The sequence below is a fragment of the Sporosarcina sp. FA9 genome (genome assembly GCF_051550205.1).
Lineage (GTDB): Bacteria > Bacillota > Bacilli > Bacillales_A > Planococcaceae > Sporosarcina.
On sequence record NZ_CP188819.1, the window covers coordinates 2,399,542 to 2,415,873 of the forward strand.

The 16,332-nt window shown below is 37.2% G+C and carries 15 protein-coding genes; 5 read left to right on the plus strand and 10 right to left on the minus strand.

The window, feature by feature from the left end; genetic code table 11:
* The first annotated feature begins 71 nt into the window (after nucleotides 1-71).
* From ACP8HH_RS11955 to ACP8HH_RS11965, 3 genes are read left to right on the plus strand one after another with little or no spacing between them, the layout of a single operon-like run.
* A complete protein-coding gene (locus tag ACP8HH_RS11955; protein WP_438319150.1) occupies nucleotides 72-704 on the plus strand; it encodes a GNAT family N-acetyltransferase in 633 nt (210 codons plus the stop codon).
* A 25-nt stretch (nucleotides 705-729) separates the two neighbouring features.
* Nucleotides 730-1,377, plus strand: a complete 648-nt coding sequence (locus ACP8HH_RS11960; protein WP_438311571.1) for an acetoin utilization AcuB family protein — start codon at nucleotides 730-732, stop codon at nucleotides 1,375-1,377.
* Complete coding sequence (locus tag ACP8HH_RS11965) at nucleotides 1,347-2,537, plus strand: acetoin utilization protein AcuC (RefSeq protein WP_438311573.1); 1,191 nt, start codon at nucleotides 1,347-1,349, stop codon at nucleotides 2,535-2,537. The genes ACP8HH_RS11960 and ACP8HH_RS11965 overlap by 31 nt, the downstream gene beginning before the upstream one ends.
* Nucleotides 2,538-2,736: 199 nt before the next feature.
* Here ACP8HH_RS11965 and ccpA read toward each other — a convergent pair whose 3' ends face one another.
* Nucleotides 2,737-3,735 carry a catabolite control protein A gene (gene ccpA / locus ACP8HH_RS11970; protein ID WP_438311575.1) on the minus strand — a complete coding sequence of 333 codons (999 nt, stop codon included), beginning with the start codon at nucleotides 3,733-3,735 and terminating at the stop codon, nucleotides 2,737-2,739.
* An 85-nt stretch (nucleotides 3,736-3,820) separates the two neighbouring features.
* Complete coding sequence (locus tag ACP8HH_RS11975; RefSeq protein ID WP_438311578.1) at nucleotides 3,821-4,900, minus strand: bifunctional 3-deoxy-7-phosphoheptulonate synthase/chorismate mutase; 1,080 nt, start codon at nucleotides 4,898-4,900, stop codon at nucleotides 3,821-3,823.
* A 158-nt stretch (nucleotides 4,901-5,058) separates the two neighbouring features.
* Between ACP8HH_RS11975 and ACP8HH_RS11980 the strand changes: the two genes are divergently transcribed.
* Nucleotides 5,059-7,224, plus strand: a complete 2,166-nt coding sequence (locus ACP8HH_RS11980) for a cell division protein FtsA (protein WP_438319152.1) — start codon at nucleotides 5,059-5,061, stop codon at nucleotides 7,222-7,224.
* A gap of 30 nt (nucleotides 7,225-7,254) precedes the next feature.
* On the opposite strand, the gene ACP8HH_RS11985 is transcribed toward ACP8HH_RS11980, so the two are convergent.
* The 8 genes from ACP8HH_RS11985 to ACP8HH_RS12020 form a co-directional block, all read right to left on the minus strand.
* A complete protein-coding gene (locus ACP8HH_RS11985; protein WP_438311579.1) occupies nucleotides 7,255-7,878 on the minus strand; it encodes a YtxH domain-containing protein in 624 nt (207 codons plus the stop codon).
* A 54-nt stretch (nucleotides 7,879-7,932) separates the two neighbouring features.
* The gene (locus tag ACP8HH_RS11990; RefSeq protein ID WP_438311581.1) at nucleotides 7,933-8,415 is read right to left on the minus strand and encodes a DUF948 domain-containing protein; all 483 of its coding nucleotides are present in this window, start codon (nucleotides 8,413-8,415) and stop codon (nucleotides 7,933-7,935) included.
* Between the two features lie 139 nt (nucleotides 8,416-8,554).
* Nucleotides 8,555-9,868, minus strand: coding sequence for a UDP-N-acetylmuramate--L-alanine ligase (murC, locus tag ACP8HH_RS11995; protein ID WP_438311583.1), 1,314 nt, complete (start codon nucleotides 9,866-9,868; stop codon nucleotides 8,555-8,557).
* A gap of 126 nt (nucleotides 9,869-9,994) precedes the next feature.
* A complete protein-coding gene (locus tag ACP8HH_RS12000; RefSeq protein WP_438311585.1) occupies nucleotides 9,995-12,352 on the minus strand; it encodes a DNA translocase FtsK in 2,358 nt (785 codons plus the stop codon).
* A 237-nt stretch (nucleotides 12,353-12,589) separates the two neighbouring features.
* Nucleotides 12,590-13,201 carry a YtpR family tRNA-binding protein gene (gene ytpR, locus ACP8HH_RS12005; RefSeq protein WP_438311587.1) on the minus strand — a complete coding sequence of 204 codons (612 nt, stop codon included), beginning with the start codon at nucleotides 13,199-13,201 and terminating at the stop codon, nucleotides 12,590-12,592.
* A complete protein-coding gene (locus tag ACP8HH_RS12010) occupies nucleotides 13,198-14,016 on the minus strand; it encodes a DUF1444 family protein (protein ID WP_438311589.1) in 819 nt (272 codons plus the stop codon). The genes ytpR and ACP8HH_RS12010 overlap by 4 nt, the downstream gene beginning before the upstream one ends.
* A 41-nt stretch (nucleotides 14,017-14,057) precedes the next feature.
* Nucleotides 14,058-14,567, minus strand: a complete 510-nt coding sequence (locus ACP8HH_RS12015) for a hypothetical protein (RefSeq protein ID WP_438311591.1) — start codon at nucleotides 14,565-14,567, stop codon at nucleotides 14,058-14,060.
* Between the two features lie 194 nt (nucleotides 14,568-14,761).
* Nucleotides 14,762-15,835 (minus strand): M42 family metallopeptidase, encoded by a 1,074-nt coding sequence (locus tag ACP8HH_RS12020; RefSeq protein ID WP_438311593.1) that lies wholly within the window; start codon nucleotides 15,833-15,835, stop codon nucleotides 14,762-14,764.
* A 171-nt stretch (nucleotides 15,836-16,006) separates the two neighbouring features.
* On the opposite strand from ACP8HH_RS12020, the gene ACP8HH_RS12025 reads away from it, so the two are divergent.
* Nucleotides 16,007-16,321, plus strand: a complete 315-nt coding sequence (locus ACP8HH_RS12025) for a hypothetical protein (RefSeq protein WP_438311596.1) — start codon at nucleotides 16,007-16,009, stop codon at nucleotides 16,319-16,321.
* Nucleotides 16,322-16,332: the final 11 nt, after the last annotated feature.

The window sequence follows — 16,332 nt, forward strand, 5'->3', positions numbered from 1 at the left end:
CTTTTTATTTTCAATATAGAATTTGTTGTATACTAATATTATGAGCACCTATTAGTGAGGCGGTGGAAATTATAAACCATATAAAAACGTATAATGCGATGGAAATTAAGCACAAGAATGGGAATGTAATCGTTGAAGGACCCATTTCGCAAGATGAAATGGCTAAACTAGACTTTCACGAACATCTCATTGCATTTAGACTTCCAATTCAACAACATAAAGCACTTGTAAAAATTGCAGGACTACCAGAAGGTCGAATCATTATTGTAAGGGATGGAAATGAGATTGTTGGCTACGCAACATTCTTGTATCCCGATCCATTAGAACGATGGTCAGAAGGTAATATCGAAAACCTTATTGAGCTTGGAGCTATTGAAGTCATTCCTAAATTCAGGGCAGGCGGAGTTGGAAAAGCACTCTTGGAAGTTTCAATGATGGACGATGCCATGGAAGACTATATTATTATAACAACCGAATATTATTGGCATTGGGATTTAAAAGGAACAAAGCTAAATGTATGGGAATATCGAAATGTGATGGAGAAAATGATGAATGTCGGTGGACTAGAATATTACGCAACCGATGACCCGGAAATTAGTTCCCACCCAGCAAACTGTCTTATGGCTAGAATAGGCAGTAGAGTCTCACAAGATTCTGTTCAACAATTCGATAGCTTACGTTTTATGAACCGTTTTATATATTGAAATAAATCGATGGAGGTTTTTATAAATGTTAATTGAAGAAATTATGAACAGGTCCGTTGTTACACTAGCACCCGAGAATTCTATTAAAGATGCATTAAGCATAATGAGTGAAAAAAAGGTTCGTCACCTACCCATCGTTTCTAGTGAAGGTAAAGTAGTTGGAATTGTAACGGATCGCGACTTAAAGGAAGCGGTTCCATCCGTATTCTCCGAAAATAAAGAACTCGATATATTTAAACTATCGTTAGCTGATATAATGACGAAAAACCCAATTATCGGTCACCCAATGGATTTTGTCGAGGAATCGGCAGTGATTTTTTATGAGAATAAAATAGGTGCATTGCCAATCGTATCTAATAATAAACTTGTCGGAATTATAACTGAAACTGATTTACTCTATAAATATATTGAACTCACAGGAGCTCATCAGCCTGGCTCACAAATTGAAGTTCGAGTACCTGATATTCCAGGTATTCTATTTGAAGTATCCAAAGTTTTACATGAACAGAAATTGAATGTATTAAGTGTGCTCGTATATCCCGATAAAGAAAATCCTGAAAATAAAATCCTCGTTATTCGAATCAAAACAATGAATCCTCTTAATGTAATTGATGAACTTAGATTGGAAGGCTTCGAAGTTTTATGGCCAAACGTTCCGGGAATCAATATATGAGGAAAGATGCTGTTTTTATCTATTCAGAAGAGCAACTTGGTTATTCCTTTTCAGAAACTCATCCTTTTAATCAAAAAAGAATTACATTAACACTGGATTTATTAACTAAAATGGGCGCTATTAATGAAAATGATATTCTTCCTCCAAGAATGGCCACGGATGATGAATTACTTTTAGCACATGACTCAAAGTTTATACAAATTGTTAAACAGGCGGGTAAAGGAATTATTAGTAAGGAAGTCGGTGAAATCTATGGTATTGGCACGGAGGATACACCAATTTTCCCAAATATGCACGAGGCAAGTGCGATGTTAGTCGGCGGAACATTAACCGCAGTAGATGAAGTGATGCAAGGAAATACAAAGTATGCTGTAAACCTTGGGGGCGGTCTACACCACGGATTTAAAGGTAAGGCCTCTGGTTTTTGTGTCTACAATGACAGTTCCGTAGCCATAAAATATATACAAAAGAAGTACGGGGCAAGAGTGCTTTATATAGATACAGATGCTCATCATGGTGATGGCGTACAATGGAGTTTCTATGATGACCCTACCGTGTGTACACTATCAATTCATGAAACAGGTCGGTATTTATTCCCCGGTACTGGAAAAATTACCGAACGCGGTAATGGGCCAGGTTATGGTACCTCTTTTAATTTCCCGATTGATGCTTTCACGGAAGACGAATCTTTTCTCCATATTTATAAAACTGCAATAGAAGAAATAGCGGAGCATTTTAAACCCGATGTGATCTTGACTCAAAACGGTGCAGATGCACATTATTTTGACCCACTGACTCATCTATATGGAACAATGAACATTTTCGAACAAATTCCTCGGATTGCTCGCGATATCGCAGACAAATATTGCAATGGACGCTGGATTGCTGTGGGGGGCGGTGGGTATGATATTTGGCGTGTTGTCCCTAGGGCGTGGGCGCAAATTTGGTTAACAATGAAAGGTCAGGATGCTCCTTCTGGTATACTGCCGGAAGAATGGCTGTCTAAGTGGCAAGAGCAGTCCCCAGTGCCTCTAATTCAAACGTGGGAAGATCCTAGCCCATTATATGAACCTATTCCGAGAAAAGCAGAAATTACTGAGAAGAACGAACAAATGCTCAACCAAAGTCTACGAATCATACGAAATGAGACTATTGTATAAAAACAAACAGGACCGTCCAGAAAGTCAGTGAAAACCAATTTTCTGGACGGTCCTGTTTATATGAGTTTCCAAGTAGCCTACTGCACGATTATTTAGCTCAATCTATACTAATAAAAATGACGTTAGTAAAATTCCATCCCTTTCTCCTATTTTGTAGAGGAAGGGATCTTTTCACCAACGTCATAAATTGTACAAGCATTTATTTTACCGAATTACGCTTTTCAAATCTATAGGGAAGAATAACCTTCCGCTCTTCAACTTCCTCATCACTCATTAGTTTGGTGAGGAGTCGCATTGCAACTGCACCCAAGTCATACAAAGGTACTGCCATTGTTGTAAGTTGAGGACGAACAATTCTTGTAATATTCGAATGCTCGAAGCAAATAATTTCGAAATCATCAGGTACCGAAAGTCCATCATCCCGTATGCCATTTAACAAACCAACAGCGATATCGTCATTACCCGCAAAAATTGCAGTTGGCCGGTCTGAAAACCCACGAATTTGTTTCCAACTTTCATAGGCACTATCGTATGTGTTGTCAATTTCGAAAACCAATTCATCATCTAACTCTATACCCGCATCTTTTAAAGCACGTTCATACCCTACTTTTTTACATTCTCGATTAATATCCTTAGTCAGAGTGCCTGTCACGAAAATAATTCGCTTATGTCCATTTGATGCAAGTAATTTCACTGCTTCATAAGCAGCTTCCTCGTAATCAATATTCACCGTAGCAAATTGACTTTGTTGGTCTAACGTTCCGGCTAATACTACAGGAACCGCAGCTATCGACATTTCCTTCCGTGCCTCTTCAGAAATTGAATCACTCATAAAAATCAGGCCGTCTACTTGCTTACCGAAATGGTCTACAAGCAACTCGACTTCCCTGTCGGCCCTTTTATCAGAGTTTGAAAGGATTATATTGTATTCGTACATTGTTGCTACATCCGCTATTCCTCGAGATAGCTCGGCATAAAAACTATTCGATATATCAGGAACAATAACACCAATTGTCGTAGTCTTTTTACTAGCCAATCCCCTCGCCACGGCATTCGGTCTATAACCAAGTCGTTCAATACAATCAAGGACCTTTTTCCTTGTTGACGGTTTGACATTTTGATTACCATTAACAACTCGGGATACTGTAGCCATTGAAACATTCGCTTCTCTTGCAACATCATAAATTGTGACAGCCAAAGTCTTCTCCTCCTATTCTTGTAAATAAACTCGCATTTCGAAACAAAACGCCGGGACCATAAATAGGTCCGGCGTCTGCTCAAGATTATGAACCGTGAGTATTCATGAATTTTTGAATCTCAGCGTAAAATTCATCGAACTGCGGAATATCCATTTGCTGTGCTGCATCTGATAAAGCAACTGCTGGATCTGGATGCACTTCTGCCATAACACCATCTGCACCAACTGCAATTGCAGCTTTAGCTGTTGGTAATAGTAGATCTTTTCGGCCTGTTGAGTGAGTTACGTCAACATAAACAGGTAAATGCGTTTCTTGTTTTAGTATTGGAACAGCAGAAATGTCAAGTGTGTTTCGTGTTGCCCGCTCATATGTACGAATACCACGTTCACATAAGATGATCTGACTGTTTCCTTTTGAAACGATATATTCCGCGGCATGTATAAATTCATCAATTGTTGCTGCAAGGCCGCGTTTTAAGAGTACAGGTTTATTAAATGATCCTGCTTCTTTTAATAATTCGAAGTTTTGCATATTACGTGCACCAATTTGTACTACATCTATATACTCAAGTGCTTCTTCGAGATGGGAAGGTGTAATTATTTCAGCAACTACTGACAATCCCGTTTCATCAGCAACTCTTTTTAATATTTTCAGACCTTCAAGTCCAAGGCCTTGGAAATCATAAGGTGATGTACGTGGTTTATAAGCCCCGCCTCTTAACATCGTTAAACCTTTTGACTTAATTGATTCAGCTACAGCCAATACTTGCTCATAAGATTCAACAGCGCAAGGGCCGAATATAAATGTTGGAGTTCCATTACCTATTTCTAATCCATTTACATTTACAATTGTATCTTCAGCTTTTCTTGTACGGGAAACGAGCAATGCGTTTTTGATATCGTCTTCTTGTATTTCAAGGGCTGACATGAAAATCCCTTTGAAAATCTGTTCTAAAACACCGTTTGGAACAGGACCATTATTAGATTCTACTAAAGCGTTAAGCATTTCACGTTCACGAATCGGGTCGTATCTATTAACACCTTGCTTTTCTTTTACTTTACCAATTTCTTGTACAAGTGTTGTTCTTTCATTGATTAGCTCTAAAACCTTTGCATTCAAGTCGTCTACACGTCCACGTAATTTATCAAGATCATGCTTTTTCATTGTTCGTCTCCTCTCTCGCCCATAACATTCTCTTTCAGAAGATTAGAATGTATGGTACATTTTTAGTTAATAGACCTATTATAGTGATAGCAAATTGAAAAGTCACGCATTATCTCGCTATTTATTTAATCGGGTAAGTGTTGATGACAGAAAGGGTGATGGTTTTGACTACTTCTTTATTTGCACTTGATATCGGAACTCGGTCTGTCGTAGGTATTATTTTAAATGAAACTAACGGAATGTATCATGTTGAAGACCTAATTACTATTGAACATAAAGAACGTTCAATGATTGATGGTCAAATACATAATGTACTAAGTGTTGCCAATGTAATTTCTGAAATAAAAAATATCCTTGAAGAAAAACACGGTCCACTTAAACGGGTAAGTGTTGCAGCAGCAGGAAGGGCCTTAAAGACTGTCGAAGGATCTATGTTGATTGATATATCGGAGGGCTCCCTTATTTCAACTGAGGATATTAATCGCCTTGAACTTGCTGCTGTCCAAAAAGCACAACAACAATTGTTATCATCAAATCCAGCGGGTAAAGAAGATCATTATTACTGTGTTGGTTATTCAGTTCTTCACCACTGGCTTGATGGCGAAGTAATAGGCAGCCTAATTGATCAAACAGGTCGCTCAGCGTCTGTTAAAGTTATTGCTACCTTCTTGCCGCAAGTGGTCGTAGAATCTCTCCTGGCGGCTCTAAAGCGTGCGGGGTTGGAAATGGAAGCATTGACTCTAGAACCAATCGCTGCGATTAATGTACTTATACCAACATCAATGAGAAAACTTAATGTAGCACTTGTTGATATTGGTGCAGGAACATCAGATATAGCAATAACGGCCGACAGTACCGTTATTGCATATGGAATGGTTCCCATTGCAGGTGACGAAATAACCGAGGCACTTAGCAACCACTACTTGCTTGACTTTCCCCTTGCCGAAATTGCAAAAAGAACTCTTTCAAATAATGCAGAAGTGACCATTACAGATATTCTAGGTTTCGAACAAATCATTCCCACTGTAGAAGTTATAAATGTTATCAAACCTTCCATTGAGCGTCTTGGTAAATCGATATCCGATGAAATCATTAAACTAAATAACTCGAAACCCCCACAAGCAGTTATGATGGTTGGTGGTGGGAGTCTTACCCCACTGATTACAAAAGTAATTAGTAAATACTTGGAACTACCTGAAACACGAGTGGGCACCAGGGGTCTCGAAGCTTTATCTGAAGTCACAATTGCTGAAGATATCGGTTCCTCTCCAGATTTGGTGACACCGATAGGTATAGCAATTGCAGCAAGACGAGCACCTATCCATTATATGTCCGTAATGGTGAACAACAAATCTATCAGACTCTTTGAATTAAAGGAAATGACAGTCGGAGATGCTTTGCTTTCTGCAAATATAAAAGCACGACAACTTTATGGAAAACCTGGTCTCGGAATGACTGTAACAATCAATAGTAGTGATATTATTATTCCTGGAGAACATGGTACACCATCCACAATACTGTTAAACGGGACACCTGCGAGCACAAAGGATTTAATTTCTAGTGGCGATGCCATTGATCTACTACTTGGTGAAAATGGAAAGGATGCTTCTGTTACTGTTTCTGATTTGTTTGATGATTTAACTACTATTGAAGTAACGATTGATAATGCTAAAGTTCGTTTGAAGCCTGTCGTATACATAAATGATAAACCACAAGATTTGGAGACACTTATTCAAGATCGTGATAAAATCACAGTTTTTCAGCCAAGAACACTTATAGATGCATTAAAGATTATTCAAAAATCACATTTATTGAACACAAATAACTTCACAGTCAAGGTCAATGGTAAATCGGTACTATTGAAAAATCGCTCTACCCAATTTTCTATTCAAGGAACAATAATCAGTCACTCCCATTTGCTGAAAGACGGTGACGTAGTAATTATAGACAAACCTAGTATACCGACAATCGAAGAAGTAGCAATTGAAACTGGAAAAAGAGTAGTTGAAACAATTACCGTTACTTTTAACAACATTAGTCTTTCTATAAAGAAAAATAAGCTGGCTTTTACATTAAACGGCCAAACTGTCTCTGGTGATACATTTGTAAATAATAACGATCGACTTGAATTCACAACTATAAATGATATGCCGATTGTATTTGGTGATGTATTCTTACACACCGATTACACTTTGCCCGAAAATCCTAATGGCAACTATCACTTATTAAGAAATGGATCTTCAATTGGATTTAACGATGAGATCTTCGGTGGTGACATCTTAGAAATTACATTTCAAAACGACATTAAAAATCTCACCGACTAAGTTTCTAGTTGGTGAGATTTTTTTCGAACTTTATTTTTGTCCAGTAACAGTTTCTTTTGAGATTTCTGCAGATACCTCAACATAATCTACGGCTTCTTCACCTTCAGAAGATGCTGTACCATCATCCATTGGAGCGGAAACCTTTGATTTCATTGATTTCACCTTATCAACAAGCTGTTCAGATTGCTCCTGAATTGTTTTAGTTACTTCTTCAGTCTTTTCTTTGGCAACAGCCGTAAACTCAGTTGCTTTTTCTTTTGCTACAGTTGAGAACTCGGAAGCCTTATCTTTTGCAACAGCAGTGTATTCGGAAGCCTTGTCTTTTGCAACAGTACTAATCTCTATACTTTTATCTTTAAGGTGTGTAGCTTGCGTTGAAAGGTCCTCTCGCATTTCCTTACCTGTTTTCGGGGCAAGGAAAAGTGCCGCCGCTGCACCAATTACACCACCGACAAGTGCACCTACTAGGAAACTACTTGCACTAGAACTTTCATACTCATCGTAAAACGAATCTGTATAACCTCTTTGGTAATCGTAACTGTTTGGTAAGTAAGCTTGTTGTCCGTACGAATTTTCATATTCTCTTTCACCAGTATAATTCTTTTGATTCTGAGAATCATTGTAGTTTGATTTTACGTTGTTTGCTTCACTCATATTAAATTCCTCCTATTTTGTTATAACTAATTATACACAAATTCAGATAATACATTAATGTTTTGAAGGTTGTGGCAGTCTTTTTTGCCCCGATACCGGACGATAAACTGTCCATCCTTTGCTTACAGTTTTACGTTCCTTTAACTTATCATAGATTTCAAATGCAACATTACCCCACTGAATTGCTTGAGCAACTTTTTCGCTATTACGTTCAGCTTCAGCAGTAATTGAACTCGTAACCCTATGCACGGTTGTACTTAATCCACCCATCGAATCACCGACATCTTTAATAGAATCTACAACCGAATTTAGTTTTTCCGATTTTTTCTGAATATCTTCGGCTAAGCTATTCGTCTTTTTGAGAAGTTCAGTCGTTTCAGTTGTTACACCTTCAAGCTGAATTGTTAAACCATCCATCGTTACCGAAACGGTTTGCAATGTCTTTTTAACTGAAAATAGTGTCATCGATAAGCTAATGCATAATATTAAAAAAGCGATTGCAGCGACAATTGCCGCTATGTATAACAAGTTCTCCAATACAGATCCTCCTTTTACAACTCCCCATAACTATTGTTTACCTTTTCTGCAGTAAATTAAACGTCATGTCTATTATTATCTTCGACATAAACCAAGTTTATCCTTTAATATATGAAAAAAACAGCCTAAGTAAAACATATTAGGCTGTTTCATGTTCATTTAATAAGGATTTAAATGCATTTAAATATTTTTGTATATCTCCAGCACCCATAAATAAATATACTGCATTCCCGTGCTGTTCTAGAAGTTCAATATTTTCTAATGAAAGATATTTTGCATTTTCTACTTTTTCTACAAGTGTATCAATTGTTAAATCTCCTGTTTTTTCGCGAGCAGAGCTGAAAATATCACATAAATAGACGTAATCAGCAGAAGACAAACTTTCCGCAAACTCATTTAATAAAGCCGCTGTCCGTGTAAAAGTATGGGGTTGAAATATTACTACAATCTCACGATCTGGATACTTTTGTTTAGCAGTTTGTAAAGTTGCCTTAATCTCAGTCGGATGATGTGCGTAATCATCTACAATAATACGATTATTCATTTCTACCGCTGTGAATCTTCTCTTTACACCGCCAAACGTTAATAATCTATTCTGGATAACTGAAACCTGTAGCCCTTCGTATTGACAAAGAGCAATTACACCCAATGCATTTAGAATTGCATGATCACCCGCCAACGGAATCGTGAATGTATTATAATATTCATTCCGAACAAATACATCAAATGTCGAACCTGCTGAATTCTTCACAATATTCTTAGCAGCAAAATCATTTGACTCATCAAATCCATAAAATACAACAGGAACGTTAGCTTGAATTCTTTGTAAATTGATATCATCGCCACATGCAATGATTGCTTTGTTTACCTGCAGCGCCATTTCTCCAAATGCACTTAAAACATCATCCAAATCCTTGAAGTAATCAGGGTGATCGAAATCAGCATTTGTTATTATTAAGTAATCTGGTTCATATGCAAGAAAGTGACGTTTATATTCACAAGCTTCAAAAACAAAGTATTTTGCATCTTCAACGCCTTTTCCGGTCCCATCGCCTATTAAATAAGAGATTGGTGCGTAACCGTCTAGGACATGTGCGAGCAAACCTGTAGTTGATGTTTTTCCATGCGTACCAGTGATACCAACGGAAACAAGGTTTTGCATATACCTACCTAAAAAATCATGATATCTAATTACTTCTAATCCAAGTTCATGTGCTTTCTCTAATTCAGGATGGCTATCGGGAAAAGCGTTACCCGCAATTACCGTCATACCTGCTTTAATATTTTCCTCATCAAAAGGAACTACTTTAATTCCTCTTTCATGTAGAGGGTCTTCCGTAAAAAAGTATTTCTCTACATCAGAGCCTTGTACCTCATTAGATGAATCATGTAATATCTGTGCAAGAGAACTCATGCCAGATCCTTTAATACCCGTAAAATGAAACAACGTCATATTGAAACCTCCCGGGACCATTTTGGTTCCCAATCTACAATTCTAAATTATCTATTCCCTATTATATCATTTAATATGCATATCTGAGTACAGTCCAAAAATACAGAATTAATGAAAAACTAACTATTATTTCTGCATCTCTATAATTTGGCTTAGATCCTTTTCAGTTAAAAAAACATCCCGTGCTTTGCTGCCTCTTTGACCTGAAATAAATCCTTTTTTCTCCATTCGATCCATCAATTTTGCGGCTCGATTGTACCCTATACTAAAGTTACGTTGGAGCAATGAAGTGGATGCACTTTCATGTTCATAAATGAATAGACACGCTTCTTCAAAGAGTGGATCAGATTCCTCTTCTTCTATAGCACTTGCAAGCAAATCATCCTGACCAAATAAATAATTAGGCTCTGCTTCGCTTCTGACGTGTTCTATTATACGCTCTATTTCGTCGTCCGTGACAAACGTTCCTTGAAGCCGAACAGCGGATGATTGCCCATTGCCTATATAAAGCATATCGCCCCTTCCAAGAAGTCGTTCTGCCCCTTGTGTATCAAGGATTGTTCTCGAATCAATTTGTGATGAAACCGAGAATGCAATTCTTGTAGGAATGTTTGCTTTAATAGTACCTGTAATTACATCAACGGAAGGTCTTTGTGTCGCTATTATTAAATGGATACCACACGCACGCGCTTTTTGTGCAATTCTACTTATCGACACTTCAACATCTGCAGGTGCGACCATCATTAAATCTGCTAGTTCATCAATTACAATTAAAAGGTATGGCATTTTCAATGAAAAACGTCTACTGTCTTGTACTGCTCTGTTGTACCTTTCAATATCTCTAACACCCATATGTGCCAGTAGTTCATAACGACGTTCCATTTCCGCAACTGCCCATTTCAAAGCAGCAGTTGCAGCTTTCACATCTGTAATAACTGGGCTAATCAGATGTGGAATCCCATTAAATGGAGCAAGTTCTACCATTTTCGGGTCTATGAGCATCATTTTTAAATCTGTCGGATCAGCTTTATATAAAAGACTTATTAATATTGAGTTAATGCATACCGATTTTCCTGATCCTGTGGCCCCTGCAATCATTCCGTGAGGCATTTTCCGAAGATCTAATGTAACTGGTTTTCCTGTAAGACTTAGTCCAAGTACGGCTTCCATAGGTGAAGTAGAGTTTTGAAATTCGCTTGTAGAGAGAACCTCTGAAATCCGAACAGGTCTCGTTGTTCGATTAGGAATTTCGATTCCTATAGAACTCTTCCCTGGAATTGGGGCTTGAATTCTAATATCTTCAGCGGCTAAAGCTAGTTTTAAGTCATCTGTTAAATTCCTAATTTTACTAACTTTAGTACCTTGCCCAACGGTTAATTCAAATCGCGTAACGGTCGGCCCTTGCACTGCTTCTATGACATTTGCAATAACAGCAAAATGGGATAGTGCTTCTACAAGCTTAGTAGACTGTGATTCGAGCCATTCTGTATCCTCAATTTGTGTTTCAGGTGGAATTAAATAACTAAGTGATGGTAAGACATAATGCAAAAGTGGTTCTTCTTCAGCATCTTCATGTATCTTCTCAATATCTTCAACTATTTTATATTCCGTTTTCTGAATGATTGGCTCTAATTCTGGTTCTGGTTCTGGTTCTGATGCCGGTTCTGATTTTTGCTCAGCCTTGCGCGTCAACATTTTTTCCTTATCGGATTTCAACATTAATACATTGAATGGCACAGTTCGTTCTTTCTTTTCGATAGTATTCTCAACGGCCTTTTCTATATCATCTTCAATACTTTTGATAGCCGGCATCAATTCCAACTGCTCTTCAATAATGATTTCATCAACAATTTCTTTCTGTACAGAAATTAGAACTTTATCGTCTATATTTATAGAAGTTTTTTCTTGTTCATCATTTTCTAGAATATGCGTTTTCTTTATTTCGATATCTTCTATTACTTCAGTCTTCGACGGTAAGACAGCAATTTTTGTAGGTTTTGTAAATCCAAACACGGGTGATGGAACCAATGTTGGAGTGAACGCTTTATTGGAACGTTTTACTGGAAGTGGCGTGCTTATAATCTCTTGCTCATACACTTTTTTCTCTGTTCTTTTTTCAGGCACAAAGTTTTCAGTTGTATCGGTCGAATTCATTTCGTATTTTAGTTTGTCCCCGGCTCTAAAGATTTTTCCACTAATTTGTTCTCCGGGCCATCTGTCATTTTCATATAATGGTGTTGGTTCGTATGGATCTTCTAGTTTGTCTAAATCATTCAAGTATTTTTCTTTGTATTTTTGTTCCTGCTCGCCATTTGTTTCAATATCGTCCCAACCGTATATTTCAGCATCCGTAATAATCGGAAAACGAAAAGCCGGTTTAGTATTTAAAGGTAATTGACTTTCCGTATCCTCAATACTTTGTTTGTCATCGTTGCGATTCAATTCATCATATGTATCTTCTTCAGCATTAAACAATTTATTCATTATTCTTTTGTACCAACTCAAAGGAATCACTCTTTCTTGTGTCAATCACACCATTTTAACATTAAAAAGTAAATGAAATCAAATGATTATCCACAATATAAAAAAGTGCCCTAGAAAGTATGCTGTTAAAAGAACATCTTATGTCTTATTAACTCCTAAAAATGAGCTAAACGTACGTAGGATTCTCTTTTCCCAATAACCTTCTAATGGCACATATTCAACACAAAACAGTCATTATTAGTTGCTTACAATAAACGCTTCGCCAATTACTGAGTCCTCTTCTAAAACTAGAATCCCTTGGCCTTTTTCCGCATTCGGTAAATTTAGTTCCGTCGCTGAACAAATCATTCCACTCGAAGCTACACCACGAAGTTCAGCGTCACGAATTACTGTCCCTGAAGCCATTACAGCGCCTACTTTTGCTACAACTACCTTTTGACCTTCAGCTATATTGGAAGCCCCACAAACGATTTGCAGAGTCTCGTCACCGACATCAACAGTACATACTTTTAATTTGTCCGCATTTGGATGACTTTCTGTTTTTTGTACAAACCCAATAACGAATTTCGGTGTAAAATCTACATCTAATTGAACGTCAACACCATTTTTAACTAACGATTGTTTTAACTCTAGGGCAAAACCTTCTGTTAACTCAACTTGTCCATCTGCTTTTAACTTCATATATGAGGAAGCATTAAACAAATTAAGTCCAACAAGTTCATTATTTGACTCATCATAAATGAGCGTTACATCCGCCTTTGATTCCATTTTAATATCTTTAGGTCGAGTTGCTGTGAATTGAACAAGCAATACATCCCCAACACCATTTAAATTATAAAATAAGTTCATTTATTATTTCTTTCCCTTCTAGCTACACGATTTTTTGCCATTATGAATATAGGTTCAAGTTTATCATCTTCATAAATAAATGACAGTGAAGTTACAGGAACTACACCCTGCGTGAAGTAATGCATCGTCATTTGCGCGAGTACATCATATCCCGTATCGTTCCTAATATCACCAATAATTAAAACATCTTGATGTGGTACGGAAACCGTCATATGACCTTCAATTTTAGATTCCATCTCTTTTAAAAAAGCAGTATTTAAGATTCTACTTGCATCGTAACCGTCATTATTATTCACAAAGTAATAAATGTTACCAGCTACTTCATCTTCTTTCGTTGAAGTAGGGAGTGATCTCACACGGAAAAGTGCTGATTCCATTATCTCAGTTGCAGTTAACCCAATTTCCTCGAGCATACTTTCGTCAATAAGTCGATATGTCGTATCCAAATCAAGTGCATAATAAATACGTGTTTCAACGGTGTGATCCTTCATAATAAAACGTTGTCCGCTAGAAGTCTCTTCTGTAAATGATGTTGATCGAATGACTGGATAAATATTAATTTTGCCTTTGAAACCTTCTGTTAACTCTATCTCCATTGCTTTAAAGGTTTCATCGATTGTATATGCGACATCTTCAATAGCCGCATCTTTTTTCAATCCATATTTGGATATTATTTCGGGAAGTGAAATATCCATTCCTTTTTTCAATAATGCATGCTCAAGTCGAAGAATATTTGTCTTGTTATCAAAATCCCAACTAAAATGCTCAGATGGGAGTCGTTTTTTTAATATTTCTATTAATTTAGTAGAGTTCATTTAATACGTCTCCTCCATTCACACAATAACTTGTTGAATACTTATTTTAATGACCTTACTACTTCCATCATTTCTCTAACTTCTTTTTCTAATTTCTTTTTCTTCGTTATTGTTGTCATTTTTGCTCCTCCGATACTAACTACAAGTTCAGTGCTATCATCGTCATTTTTAATGATTGCGACAAATCCAAAATTACCATCATCAGAGAACGTTTCTTCGGCTATTATTTCCTTACCTTTATCTGCCAACAGTAAATCATAGAATAAACGACTATCTTCTTTTTCATTTGGATTAATGAATAAAAGAAATGTCTCATTTCCTTTTTTAAAAATGATATTATTGGCATCCGACTTTTCACTTATAGTAAAACCTGCTGGCTTATATAGTTTTATTCCTTCGATTTCTTCAGTCTGATTTTTACTATTTGCAAAAAAAGCTTCTTTTGCCGCGATGACACCACTGGCTGATCTATCCTCTAAGGAGTTTGCACACCCCGCTAGCAATAGGACAAACATTGTTAATAGGAATAGGAATTTCCAAGTACGGAACATTCGATTTCCTCCAATCTTTATATTCAAACACTCTTCATTTTAATCCTATTGGGATGTAGTTGCAACCATATGGCACTCATCGATTTGATTGGCTATCGTTCTTTTCACTGTGTGAGACGTTCCAAACATATAAGCCAAGTGTATTCACAAAAAAACCGTCCCAAACACCACATCGGAGCTTGGACGGTTCAAAATTAGACGTTACTTTTAATCGTTTCCACAGTCGTTTTATCACAAGCTTTTATAAGCTTCACTAAAAGTTCTTTTGCCGCTGCGTAATCATCTGTATGAATAATTGACCCCGCTGTGTGTATATAACGTGAACAAATACCGATTACTGCGCTTGGAACCCCTTCATTGGACATATGAACTCTTCCGGCATCTGTACCACCTTGTGAGATAAAATATTGATACGGTATTTTATGAGTTTCAGCTGTATCCAATATGAATTCACGCATGCCACGATGTGTCACCATTGAGCGATCGAGAATACGAAGCAGTGTACCGCCACCGAGCTGACCAAATTCATTCTTATCTCCGGATGCGTCATTTGCAGGACTTGCATCAAGTGCGAAGAATAAATCAGGGTTAATCATAGTTGCAGCAGCTTGAGCACCGCGTAAACCTACTTCTTCAAGTACATTTGCACCAGAATAAAGAGTGTTCGGTAATTTTTCACCATGCACTTCTTTTAATAACTCAATTGCAAGTCCACAACCATATCGATTATCCCAAGCCTTCGCCAAAATCTTCTTTTTATTTGCCATAGGTGTAAATGGGCAAATTGGAACGATTTGTTGTCCTGGTCGAATACCGATTTTTATTGCATCTTCTTTATTATCTGCACCAATATCAATGAGCATGTTTTTTATATCCATAGGTTTATTTCGAACTTCATCACTTAATAAATGAGGAGGAATTGATCCGATAATTCCGATTACAGTACCGCTATCTGTTGTAATTTCAACTCGTTGTGCAAGTAGAACTTGACTCCACCATCCGCCTAGCGGTTGAAAACGAATCATTCCGTTATCTGTAATCGCACTTACCATGAAACCAACTTCATCCATGTGACCTGCAACCATGATTCGGGGTCCGTCCCCTGGACCTTTTCTAATGCCGAAAATTCCACCAAGATTATCTTGAACGATTTCATCTGAATACTTTTTAAGTTCCTCGCGCATATAATTACGTACGGCATGCTCATTTCCTGGAACCCCTGGAAGTTCTGTTAAAGTTTTAAACATAGACAGCGTTTCTTTATTCAAAATAGTTCCCCCTAATTATGTAATATCATCAATAGTCTAAATGATTCAGTAGAACTTTTCCATCTATTTATTTCGACAACCGAATTATCTTCAACATAAAGTTCATCAATTCAGTTTTTTATTGTCATATGATACACTAATCTTAACGTCAGATTTGGAGGTAGATTTCTAATGAAACTAAAAGAATTTCTTGTAGGTGTTCTCACTGGTGTCGCTGCAGGTATTGTTGTCAATGAGGCGATTCATAGAATCGATAAAAATGTTGCTGCAGATTCAGTATTGAATAATGTGAAAGATGCATTTAAGAAAGAAGGCCCAATTGATGGTTCTTGGATTGTTATGAAAACAGAACCCTTTTCGAACGATGTCATTACAATGGACGTTTATCGTGGCGGCATTTCACGAATTAAAAATGGAGAAGTTGAGCAATTTGAGTTTGCTGCTGATGCAGCTACTGGAACAGTTGTCGAACTTTCTAAAGCGTAATATAAAGCCAT

What these genes read in the sequence shown, in the direction of transcription:
- ACP8HH_RS11980 (WP_438319152.1), top strand. Translation starts at nt 5,059, where the DNA reads ATGGTTTTGACTACTTCTTTATTTGCACTTGATATCGGAACTCGGTCT.
- ACP8HH_RS11960 (WP_438311571.1), top strand. Translation starts at nt 730, where the DNA reads ATGTTAATTGAAGAAATTATGAACAGGTCCGTTGTTACACTAGCACCC.
- murC (WP_438311583.1), bottom strand. Translation starts at nt 9,868, where the DNA reads ATGACGTTGTTTCATTTTACGGGTATTAAAGGATCTGGCATGAGTTCT.
- ACP8HH_RS12010 (WP_438311589.1), bottom strand. Translation starts at nt 14,016, where the DNA reads ATGAACTCTACTAAATTAATAGAAATATTAAAAAAACGACTCCCATCT.
- ACP8HH_RS12015 (WP_438311591.1), bottom strand. Translation starts at nt 14,567, where the DNA reads ATGTTCCGTACTTGGAAATTCCTATTCCTATTAACAATGTTTGTCCTA.
- ACP8HH_RS12025 (WP_438311596.1), top strand. Translation starts at nt 16,007, where the DNA reads ATGAAACTAAAAGAATTTCTTGTAGGTGTTCTCACTGGTGTCGCTGCA.
- ACP8HH_RS11975 (WP_438311578.1), bottom strand. Translation starts at nt 4,900, where the DNA reads ATGAAAAAGCATGATCTTGATAAATTACGTGGACGTGTAGACGACTTG.
- ACP8HH_RS11965 (WP_438311573.1), top strand. Translation starts at nt 1,347, where the DNA reads ATGGCCAAACGTTCCGGGAATCAATATATGAGGAAAGATGCTGTTTTT.
- ACP8HH_RS11985 (WP_438311579.1), bottom strand. Translation starts at nt 7,878, where the DNA reads ATGAGTGAAGCAAACAACGTAAAATCAAACTACAATGATTCTCAGAAT.
- ytpR (WP_438311587.1), bottom strand. Translation starts at nt 13,201, where the DNA reads ATGAACTTATTTTATAATTTAAATGGTGTTGGGGATGTATTGCTTGTT.
- ACP8HH_RS12000 (WP_438311585.1), bottom strand. Translation starts at nt 12,352, where the DNA reads ATGAATAAATTGTTTAATGCTGAAGAAGATACATATGATGAATTGAAT.